The organism is Breznakia blatticola (genome assembly GCF_004365815.1).
Classification (GTDB): domain Bacteria; phylum Bacillota_I; class Bacilli_A; order Erysipelotrichales; family Erysipelotrichaceae; genus Breznakia; species Breznakia blatticola.
In genome coordinates this window covers 1-9799 of the sequence record NZ_SODD01000062.1, presented here as the reverse complement: position 1 = coordinate 9799, position 9799 = coordinate 1, and the positions used below count along the sequence as shown (strand labels likewise).

The window sequence follows — 9799 nt, the reverse complement described above, 5'->3', positions numbered from 1 at the left end:
GAACACAACTTTTAGAAGACAACAAAAAAACCAAGCAAAATTCACTTCATCGATGAATTTTGCTTGGTTAATGGATTCTTAACTTAATGACATTAAGGAATATTGGGGTCTTTGGTTCGTGCCATACTAGCAGTTATTAAAGGGATGTTCTAACATGCAAAGATTTGGAGATACAATCATCTGGTGGACAGATGAAGAAGAAACAAGACAAAAGAAAGCAATAAAACAACAATGTAATGAAATTTATAGTAATTATTGCGATGTGCAAGAATATATAGATGATGCAAAGGCAAAATTAAGAACATTTGAAAATAGTGGTTTTAGTAGCTTAAAAAGTTATGGACCTCATGAATCCTCATTATATGCAGCATATTATCCGTATCGTGAAAAAACAATAAGAGATACAAAAACATTGATTGAAGACTTACGAGCAAATATTAGAAAATTAGAGGGAACGTTAGGTAGTTTTGAAACTGCATGGAATGCAAAATATAGGGAGTTAGAATGGGTGAAATCAAAGTAAATAAAAAGAAGCTGCAAGCAATTAGTGAATTGGAAAAAAGCTTCAAATTAAATATTCAAGAAGAACACGATGATTTAATAGAACTATGCACGCAAATGTCAAATGATGAACAATTTACGGCAGGATGTGTTGAGGGCTTTATTGAACTTTTTAACATTCTAATAAAATATGAAGAACAACTTATTGTAGCATTCCCTAAACTTTTTACATCATTTACAACGTATGATTCAGAATTATCGAACTTACTGAAGAAAAAGATTCACACAGATTTGGATGGAAAGTAATATGCAATATACACAAAATGAATTATTTGTATTAGCTTTGATCGCAAATAAAACAAAACTCATTGGATATCCTTCATTTCAACTTTTAGGAGAAAAAGAACATGAGGAAATCATTGAGCAACTAATAAAAAAACAAATTGTTACTACGGATAGAAAACTTACAGACTTAGGAAAAAAACAGATTTATTTATTGATGCAATATGAAGAAGCAAAACACTTTATCAATATTGGTGGAATACGTGTTTCACAACTTGAATCAGGAAGGTATATTGCTTGTGTTGAAATGGATGGTTTGACACAAATTGTACCGTTAAATAAAGATATTTTATGTGCTTCGATTCTTACAAGAATACCGAACCTTGATGCAATTGGAGACGATAAGTATAGAAAGAAGTTTATTAAGAAAGATAAATTTCTAAAACATATGGAAGAATACACAGATACCAAAGCTATCTTTTATCAAAAGATAAATCGAGAAACTCGTCAACAAGAAAATGGTGTGTTGTTTGTTGAAGATGGGTATTTCAATATATATAAAATAAATACAGAAGAAATGGATTGTTATCCAAGAAAACGAGTGCAAAAAGCAGTCGAAACATTAATAGGGGAATATGTATGAATGTATTAATGAGTGATGCAATTGGGACAAGTAAACGAATTGAGTTTAGCGAGGAGAAAATTGACTATACAGTAAAAATGTTTCGCTATCTTGAACGATATAGAAAATATCGAAATGACCATGAGAAATTCATAAATGATTTTTTGAGTGGATATAATGGAGCAGCGAAAAAACAAATTAGTGAGTATAGTCAACCAGTATTAAAGCAAATAGAATTGTTAGAATTGAATTGTACGTTTTTATATAATGAGTTACTTGAGATGATTCGTAGTTTTATGCAGTTTGATGAAATGCTTGCTCTAAAAATAACACAACGATTTTTGAATGAGGGAATGATGTCCGAAAGTGATTTAGGAACTACAAGTGATGGTCAACCAATTACAAGTGATATGATCGCAAATGCAATAAAAGCACAAGAGGAACAGAGAGGTGATTCATAATGAATCGCTCAATATTTTCAAATAAGCAAGCGTGGGAAAACAGAGTAAATGAGGAAAACACAGTTTCTATCAATTGGTCCAATCTACAAAAAGCAAATGAGTATATTCAAAAAGCAAAAACAATTGCTAAAGAATCCGGATATTCTATTCAAGCAGGTGATAAAACAAGTACACTAGAAAGCTTGAGAAAACGATACCAAAAACAAACAAACTACAGTAGTACACGTACGGGAATTCATTCGTTGTTAGAAGATGTAGATAATGACTTTTGCGATGATATTAAAGTAAAACTAGAAGATATCTCATTGATTGACATTATGAAACTAAAAACGGAAAATATAAGTGTCAATCAAGATGATATTGTTGTTATACAAGATCCAAATACATATCAAGGATATACGACAAAAAAAGTAAGAAAAGTAGAAGTATCCTATGAAGATATTGTCAAAGGAAAAACAATTATCGACTTAGGTGATGACTTTAATCAATACATAAAAGGTATAGATGATGGTATAATAGAAGCAGATAAAATATCTGAAGATGAATACATGAATGCAGTACTAGGATCAAAGTTTGCACATGACATGGAAGCGGATGATTTTATATCTGGATTAAGCTTTGTCTTAGATTGTATACCTGTCGTAGGTGGTATAAAAAATATTGCAGAAGCATGTTCTGGAACAACAATGACAGGAGAAAAACTATCCGATGATGAAAGAGTCATGTTGGGAGTTGGAGGACTATTGTCAATTGGAATTGATATAGCTACTTTTGGTTCACTAAGTGGAGCTACAACAGCAGCAAAAGTAGGAAGTTTCACAATCAAAGTAGGAATAGAAACAGGACAAGCAATGGTGATAGGTCTAGGTAGTCAACACCTAATTGAAAATGGATGTAATCCACTATTGGCATTTGCAATTATGGCAGGAGCAACTGTAGCAGGTGGAGCAGCATTTAGTAAAGTAACAGCAAAACCATCTATCACACTTGATTTAGACACTCTAGCAAGTAAAGGGATTAATAATGTAGATGAACTAGCAAAACATGGAATCACAAGTATGGATGACCTTGCTAAGCTAGGAGTAAAGAATAGTGATGATCTAGCTAAACTAGGAATTAAAAATGCAGATGACTTGGCAAAATTCGGAGTAAATAGTTTAGAAGATTTAAAACATATTGGTTTGGGTGATTTAGCAAGCTATAAAAGTATTGATGATATCTTTGATAGTAAGAAAAGCTTCATGGATATGATGGATGCAACAGAAGCAGCAAGATATGAAAAATATCTAAATTCTAAGTTAACAGATGGGTTGCCACCAAACATGGATATGGATGACTATTTACGATATCAAAAAGCATTAAATAAACTAGATGAAATAAGTGCATACAATAAAGTAAATGGAAATGCGATTCTTGAAATAAGAAGAGAAGCAGATAACTTATTAAAATATGGAGTAAAAAACTCAAGTGATTTAGGAAAATTAGGAATCACAAGTATAGATGACTTAACAAAACTAGGAATTAAAAACACAGATGATTTACTAAGCTTAGGAGTTAAGAATATCGATGACCTTAAGCAAGTAGGTATTAAAGGATTAGATGAAGTTAATTCACTAGATAATGTATTTAAGGGTTCGTTAGCAACAGATGAAGTCCTTGATTCGATAGGGGATAGGAATAAGAATCTCAAACTTACAGGCGAACAAGTTGATTTAGAATGGCTACCTGAAAAGTATAAAGCATATGAAATTTCAGGGAATGTAAAGGTGACTGGAGTGGATGTAAATGTATCAAGGAGAGTTTATCAAACAGACATAGATCCTAATTACATACCCACAAATCCCAAAGCTAAAGGACTGAATAACAAACAGTTAATGGAAAGTGGTAGAGCTCCATACATTGTTGATTCAGCCGGTAGTGAGTCGGCTGTGGAATTACACCATTTAACGCAAAGAGAACCAGGTTCAATGGTTGAGATATCTGAAGTCGTACATAGTGATAATAGTGCTACATTGCATGGTTTGGTTGAAAATGGTGGAAGTTTTAGGAATGATCCTAATTTAGAAAAGCAATTTAATAACTTTAGAAATAATTATTGGAAATGGCGTGCATCGAATTACTAAAAGGAGGAACTGATGAACGAGAAGATAAAAAAAATGATTAATGAATATAGCAATGTTGGTGATTTTTATGGACCTATTGAAGAAAAAAGAATAAGAGAAGTTGAAGATGAATTAAATGTGAAATTTCCTAAACAATACAAAGATTATTTATCGACTTATGGATCGGGAGGAATTTGCGGTATAGATATTGAAGGAATTGAAGGTGATTTAGGTTCTTCCTTGGTTCAAGCAACTATCAAATATAGAAAGTTGGGGTTAAATGAAAATGCTATAGTGATTTATGATCTAGGAGAATTTATCATGTGCTTAGAATCTAATTTTGAAGATTCAAAAGTATTTTCATGGGAGCCTGGGGAAAAAAAGATGAACGAAAGATATAGTTCATTTGATGATTTCATTGAAGATTATTTTCAAGAAGGTATTGACAATTACTAAGGTTATTAATAACGAAAAAACATTGTGAATTGGCAAATTAGAATTTATTAATCTATCCCAAGTAACTTACGAAGAAGCGATGAATAAATAAAAATAATATGCAAATGTTTATGGGTGAAATTTACATGTAAAGTAAATAAGAAACAAGAAATAAACATAGAGACCATTATCAGCAGATTGTACATACTGTGAATAAGGTCTTTTTGGTTATACAAACAAAACACCAAAATAAAGTGTCACATCAAGATAACTTGTTATAGTACAAAAGATGATATGAAATGTTTTTTGTAAAGAAACCTACTTTACTATGATTAGAAGAGGTTTTAAAGTAATGTAGGTTTTACATCAGATTATTTTTTCAGTTCAAAAAAACTGGATTCCCAATCATACTTGAATATATTCAAAAAGCAAAGGCAATTGCAAAAGAATCCGGATATTCTATTCAAGCAGGTGATAAAACAAGTACACTAGAAAGCTTGAGAAAACGATACCAAAAACAAACAAACTACAGTAGTACCCGTACGGGAATGCATTCGTTGTTAGAAGAAGTAGATGATGACTTTTGTGATGATATTAAAGTAAAACTAGAAGATATCTCATTGATTGACATTATGAAACTAAAAACGGAAAATATAAGTATCAATCAAGATGATATTGTTGTTATACAAGATCCAAATACATATCAAGGATATACGACAAAAAAAGTAAGAAAAGTAGAAGTAACCTATGAAGATATTGTCAAAAGGAAAACGATCATCGACTTAGGTGATGACTTTAACAAATACATAAAGGGTATAGATGATGGTATAATAAAAGCAGATAAAATATCTGAAGATGAATACATGAATGCAGTACTAGGATCTAAGTTTGCACATGACATGGAAGCGGATGATTTTATATCTGGATTAAGTTTTGTCTTAGATTGTATACCTGTCGTAGGTGGTATAAAAAACATTGCAGAAGCATGTTCTGGAACAACAATGACAGGAGAAAAACTATCTGATGATGAAAGAGTCATGTTGGGAGTTGGAGGACTTATATCAATTGGAATTGATATAGCTACTTTTGGTTCACTAAGTGGAGCTACAACAGCAGCAAGAGTAGGAAGTTTCACAATCAAAGTAGGAATAGAAACAGGACAAGCAATGGTGATAGGTCTAGGTAGTCAACACCTAATTGAAAATGGATGTAATCCACTATTGGCATTTGCAATTATGGCAGGAGCAACTGTAGCAGGTGGAGCAGCATTTAGTAAAGTAACAGCAAAACCATCTATCACACTTGATTTAGACACTCTAGCAAGTAAAGGGATTAATAATGTAGATGAACTAGCAAAACATGGAATCACAAGTATGGATGACCTTGCTAAGCTAGGTGTAAAGAATAGTGATGATCTAGTTAAACTAGGAATTAAAAATGCAGATGACTTGGCAAAATTCGGAGTAAATAGTTTAGAAGATTTAAAACATATTGGTTTAGGTGATTTAGCAACCTATAAAAGTATTGATGATATCTTTGATAGCAAGAAAAGCTTTATGGATATGATGGATGCAACAGAGGCAGCAAGATATGAAAAATATCTAAATTCTAAGTTAACAGATGGATTGCCACCAAACATGGATATGGATGACTATTTAAGATATCAAAAAGCATTAAATAAACTAGATGAAATAAGTGCATACAACAAAGTAAATGGAAATGCGATTCTTGATATAAGAAGAGAAGCAGATAACTTACTAAAATATGGAGTAAAAAACTCAAGCGATTTAGGAAAACTAGAAATCACAAGTATAGATGACTTAACAAAACTAGGAATCAAAAACACAGATGATTTACTAAGCTTGGGAGTTAAGAATATAGATGACCTTAAGCAAGTAGGTATTAAGGGATTAGATGAAGTCAATTCACTAGATAATGTATTTAAGGATTCGGGTGCAAAGAAAATTATCAATAAAGATGGCACAATAGAAGTTATTGGTGAAGGAGAAGTTGTTGAAATAATAGATAATAGACCTTATTTAGATCCTAATAATCGTCCTTCGTATAGAAAAGGTGTTGTAGAAGATGTTTATGAAAATGCAAAAAATACAGATGGAATTGTAAGAGACCCAAATACTGGAGACATTATAGAATGGGAACCAGGAACAAGTCGTAATGGAATTTGGGATATGGGACATAAACCTGACGCTAAATATTCAGATATGTACAAAAGATATCTAGATGGAGAATTGACACCGAAGGAGTTTAGAGATTGGTACAATGATCCTGCTAATTATTGGCCAGAAATACCAGCTAATAATAGAAGTCATAGATTTGAATAGAAAGAGGTGCAACGATGAAAATAGATTTAATAGCAAAATTGAAAAATATTGATGAATTTAAGAAAAACTATATTCCAGGAGATGAGAAAAAACTCTATGATAACAAGTCTTTAATCTATTATGCATTATCTAATTCAGATTTAGCAAGCCGTTATTATATCTCAAATTTTTTACTGGAAAAAGATGTGGATGTTTTATCAAAAAACAAAGAAAATGAAACAGTTCTACACGTTTTGCTGGGTCAAACAAATCATTCACTTGAAGATACTTATAAACTATGCAAAGAATTTATAAATAAAGGTGTAGATATAAATGCACTAGATAAAAAAAACAGACTTGCGTTGCAGTGGTTAATTAATTTGAAATACACTGATGAGGAATTAGTACCTTTCTATAAATTATGGTTTGCACAAGATTTTGTTGATTTTCAGACACAAAACAAGTTCGGGGTTTCACCATATGAACTTGCAAAAAAACAGGGACATAGAGAAAAGTTGTTAGAAAGGATGAATGAATATGACAGAAATGATTAAATTCTTAGAAAATGCAGGAGGCACTGTAGTGTCTAAAAATATATTGAATGGCAATGGTAAAGTAAAATGGCTTTTTCGTGAGAAATCCATTGATAAGAATGATAATGGATGGAGAATATTATCTGACATAGATACAGATGAGTTTGTAAATAATCCTAAAAATCTAGTTATTGTGGATTTTAATACTGTTGCAAATATTGAACCAGCAATTTTAGGGATTTATAATTTTCCTATAGGATCTGACATACAATTAGTTAAAGAAAATGGGAAGATAAGTTTTTTTGATAATTTGACAAAAAAAGAAATTCAACTCTAAAATTAAACTGGATACTATAGAATAGAGTTTTAGAAAGAAGTGCTATTTTAGTTAAAATAGTGACAATATCAAAATAAAAAGGCACTTTAAAAAATAAGTGGCTTTACTAAACCTATAGATAATTGCTTAAAGCAACACTTATAATTCTTAAGAGGACAAGCCAAAATAGGTTAGTCCTTTATAGTTTTGTGGAGTATATATGATGGTCTAGGTAGTCAATACCTGATAGAAAATGGATGTAATCCACTATTGGCATTTGCAATTATGGCAGGAGCAACAGTAGCAGGTGGAGCAGCATTTAGTAAAGTAACTGCAAAACCATCTACTACACTTGATTTAGACACACTAGCAAATAAGGGAACCAGTGGAGATAGTTTTGATGATTGGCTAAAAGGAATGTCTAAAGAAGATGCTGCCAGGTATAATGAATGGCATAATGTAAGAGATGCAGGCTATACCATGCCTTGGGAAGATTATTTGGAACTACGCTCGATATCTGTAAAAAATGTCAATGGAGAAAACATGACATTAGGAAAGTATTTTTATGAAGGGAGTCCGGATTCCTATATAACAAAAGCTCAAGGTACAGGGGATACATATTTTGATTTAGGAACGAAGTGGAATGATATTAAAAATCAATATAATTTGACAGATGATGATATGTTTAATTTATTCAATAAACCGGTATTAGATGATGCAGTTAATGCTGGAAAAACTATAAGATTTTCACAGTATCCATATGATTTTAAAGATACAGCATTATGGAATGAATGGGTTTATCTAACAACAGAACATGGATATATAAGATTGATAGAAGAAGGAGGATATTGGTATGCAATTAAATAGCACACACGAAATGGCAATAAGTTTAGACGAAAAAATACGTGAGTATTTTGGGGATAGAGTGGATAATTTCGCAATATTTGATGTAAATGATGATGTTAACCATAGAACATTTAGCATAGATTTCGAGGTATATAATTACTTTAATATTAGATTGAATTATGAAAGAGGAAGATTTGGTTGTAGTATAAATCATGGACAAAATTATGTATCTTTAGAGAATAGTCAAAAATGGTTTGATAAAGCAGATTTTAATATTTTCTTTAAGGAATTAAAAGAGGAAATAGAGTTACGAATACCAGATAAGTATTTAGAAGCAAAAGGATGGAAGTAAAATAGTAAGTTATTAAAGAAGATAAACTATATATTGGACAAAAACCCCATGTTGTTGGATATACTCAATTTAACTAAAGAGGCAGTCGCCTCTTTTTTAATATTAATAACAATTGTTTTTATACTATGTAAGTAAGTCAACATCGGAGGGAGTGAAGTGTATGAGTGAAAATAATAAACCAAAAAAAAGACAAGGGATATTGGGGTCTTTGGTTCGTGCCATACTAGCAGTTATTAAAGGAATGTTCTAACATGCAAAGATTTGGAGATACAATCATCTGGTGGACAGATGAAGAAGAAACAAGACAAAAGAAAGCAATAAAACAACAATGTAATGAAATTTATAGTAATTATTGCGATGTGCAAGAATATATAGATGATGCGAAGGCAAAATTAAGAACATTTGAAAATAGTGGTTTTAGTAGCTTAAAAAGTTATGGACCTCATGAATCATCATTATATGCAGCATATTATCCGTATCGTGAAAAAACAATAAGAGATACAAAAACATTGATTGAAGACTTACGAACAAATATTAGAAAATTAGAGGGAACGTTAGGTAGTTTTGAAACTGCATGGAATGCAAAATATAGGGAGTTAGAATGGGTGAAATCAAAGTAAATAAAAAGAAGCTGCAAGCAATTAGTGAATTGGAAAAAAGCTTCAAATTAAATATTCAAGAAGAACACGATGATTTAATAGAACTATGCACGCAAATGTCAAATGATGAACAATTTACGGCAGGATGTGTTGAGGGCTTTATTGAACTTTTTAACATTCTAATAAAATATGAAGAACAACTTATTGTAGCATTCCCTGAACTATTTAAATCATTTACAACGTATGATTCAGAATTATCGAACTTACTGAAGAAAAAGATTCACACAGATTTGGATGGAAAGTAATATGCAATATACACAAAATGAATTATTTGTATTGTGCTTCGGCGCTTTATTCTAACCAAACGTAGTCACATTATTTCAACCAACAGCACCTTATGAAAGTCGAATTTAATTATCCTTTCTATAT

13 protein-coding genes are annotated in these 9799 nt (G+C 31.4%); all 13 read left to right on the top strand.

Annotated features, from left to right (window positions below; translation table 11 throughout):
* Positions 1 to 154: 154 nt before the first annotated feature.
* The 13 genes from EDD63_RS10925 to EDD63_RS10865 all read left to right on the top strand — a co-directional run bounded on the left by EDD63_RS10925 (position 155) and on the right by EDD63_RS10865 (position 9675).
* Positions 155 to 523: a hypothetical protein gene (locus EDD63_RS10925; protein WP_134171348.1), complete on the top strand. Its 369-nt coding sequence runs from the start codon at positions 155 to 157 to the stop codon at positions 521 to 523.
* Positions 505 to 807 carry a hypothetical protein gene (locus EDD63_RS10920; protein ID WP_134171347.1) on the top strand — a complete coding sequence of 101 codons (303 nt, stop codon included), beginning with the start codon at positions 505 to 507 and terminating at the stop codon, positions 805 to 807. Before EDD63_RS10925 ends, EDD63_RS10920 begins: the two co-directional genes overlap by 19 nt.
* Position 808: 1 nt before the next feature.
* Positions 809 to 1426: a DUF5081 family protein gene (locus EDD63_RS10915; RefSeq protein WP_166667635.1), complete on the top strand. Its 618-nt coding sequence runs from the start codon at positions 809 to 811 to the stop codon at positions 1424 to 1426.
* The gene (locus tag EDD63_RS10910) at positions 1423 to 1866 is read left to right on the top strand and encodes a hypothetical protein (RefSeq protein ID WP_134171345.1); all 444 of its coding nucleotides are present in this window, start codon (positions 1423 to 1425) and stop codon (positions 1864 to 1866) included. The genes EDD63_RS10915 and EDD63_RS10910 overlap by 4 nt, the downstream gene beginning before the upstream one ends.
* A complete protein-coding gene (locus EDD63_RS10905) occupies positions 1866 to 3989 on the top strand; it encodes an HNH/ENDO VII family nuclease (protein WP_134171344.1) in 2124 nt (707 codons plus the stop codon). Before EDD63_RS10910 ends, EDD63_RS10905 begins: the two co-directional genes overlap by 1 nt.
* A 12-nt stretch (positions 3990 to 4001) precedes the next feature.
* Positions 4002 to 4424, top strand: coding sequence for an SMI1/KNR4 family protein (locus EDD63_RS10900; RefSeq protein WP_134171343.1), 423 nt, complete (start codon positions 4002 to 4004; stop codon positions 4422 to 4424).
* Positions 4425 to 4900: 476 nt separating this feature from the next.
* Positions 4901 to 6745 (top strand): GH-E family nuclease, encoded by a 1845-nt coding sequence (locus EDD63_RS10895; RefSeq protein WP_134171342.1) that lies wholly within the window; start codon positions 4901 to 4903, stop codon positions 6743 to 6745.
* A 14-nt stretch (positions 6746 to 6759) separates the two neighbouring features.
* Positions 6760 to 7278: an ankyrin repeat domain-containing protein gene (locus EDD63_RS10890; protein ID WP_134171341.1), complete on the top strand. Its 519-nt coding sequence runs from the start codon at positions 6760 to 6762 to the stop codon at positions 7276 to 7278.
* Positions 7262 to 7594 carry a DUF2185 domain-containing protein gene (locus EDD63_RS10885; protein WP_134171340.1) on the top strand — a complete coding sequence of 111 codons (333 nt, stop codon included), beginning with the start codon at positions 7262 to 7264 and terminating at the stop codon, positions 7592 to 7594. Before EDD63_RS10890 ends, EDD63_RS10885 begins: the two co-directional genes overlap by 17 nt.
* 249 nt (positions 7595 to 7843) lie before the next feature.
* Positions 7844 to 8440, top strand: a complete 597-nt coding sequence (locus EDD63_RS11625) for a hypothetical protein (RefSeq protein ID WP_208318329.1) — start codon at positions 7844 to 7846, stop codon at positions 8438 to 8440.
* Complete coding sequence (locus tag EDD63_RS10875; RefSeq protein WP_134171339.1) at positions 8427 to 8771, top strand: hypothetical protein; 345 nt, start codon at positions 8427 to 8429, stop codon at positions 8769 to 8771. Before EDD63_RS11625 ends, EDD63_RS10875 begins: the two co-directional genes overlap by 14 nt.
* Before the next feature lie 251 nt (positions 8772 to 9022).
* Entirely contained in the window at positions 9023 to 9391 is a 369-nt protein-coding gene (locus EDD63_RS10870; RefSeq protein ID WP_134171338.1) for a hypothetical protein, read from the top strand.
* Positions 9373 to 9675 (top strand): hypothetical protein, encoded by a 303-nt coding sequence (locus EDD63_RS10865; RefSeq protein ID WP_134171337.1) that lies wholly within the window; start codon positions 9373 to 9375, stop codon positions 9673 to 9675. The genes EDD63_RS10870 and EDD63_RS10865 overlap by 19 nt, the downstream gene beginning before the upstream one ends.
* Positions 9676 to 9799 lie beyond the last annotated feature (124 nt).